Source organism: Vibrio sp. 970 (assembly GCF_033339075.1).
The window spans coordinates 1-619 of the sequence record NZ_JAWOTW010000495.1 but is presented as its reverse complement, the minus strand read 5'-3'; the positions used below and the strand labels follow the sequence as shown (position 1 = coordinate 619).

The 619-nt window shown below is 40.5% G+C and carries 1 protein-coding gene; it reads left to right on the top strand.

Going from position 1 to position 619, the window contains the following annotated elements:
* On the top strand, positions 1–570 hold a 570-nt coding region (locus R7Q11_RS27505; RefSeq protein WP_263857216.1), incomplete at its 5' end, for a cadherin-like domain-containing protein.
* Between the last annotated feature and the right edge of the window lie 49 nt (positions 571–619).

The following is a 619-nucleotide window of genomic DNA, read 5'->3' as shown; positions in this document are numbered from 1 at the left end:
ATGCACGGCAAGATTGATGGGAATACCTACCAAAGTAAGGAAAACTACTTTGGTAATGACCAGTTTGAGTTTTCTATTGTGAAAGAAAACGGACGTGAATCTAATACAGCTATGGCTGTAATTACGGTCGAAGCGGTTAACGATGAGCCGATCTTCGCTGTTGAAGCGAGTCGTAAAGAAGGCCTATCAAACGAAAAAGTCACACTATCTGTACTTGGCTTAAAAGACGTTGATTCAACGGATCACTCATTCAAATGGCGTCAAGTTTCTGGGACTAAAGCTCAGTTTGCCACCACGGACACGGCAAGTGTAGAAGTGACGTTACCAAAAGTGAGTGAGAAAAGTGAAAAGCTGACGTTTGAAGTGACGGTAAACGACAACGATGGTGCAATTATTACTAAGAGCGTTGTTATGGTCGTTAAGCAAGAAGTCGTTGTGGAAAATGATCCTGGCAAGAGTGAAGAAGGCGGCTCTATGGGGCTGTGGGTCACTCTATGTATGATGCTGATTAGCCTAAGAACAAAGGTTAATAATTTGTATAGATTCGTAATAAGAAATGATATTTGGTAGAAAGATATTATAATTCATCGTCTTATATTCGCAGGATGAATGAAGATTG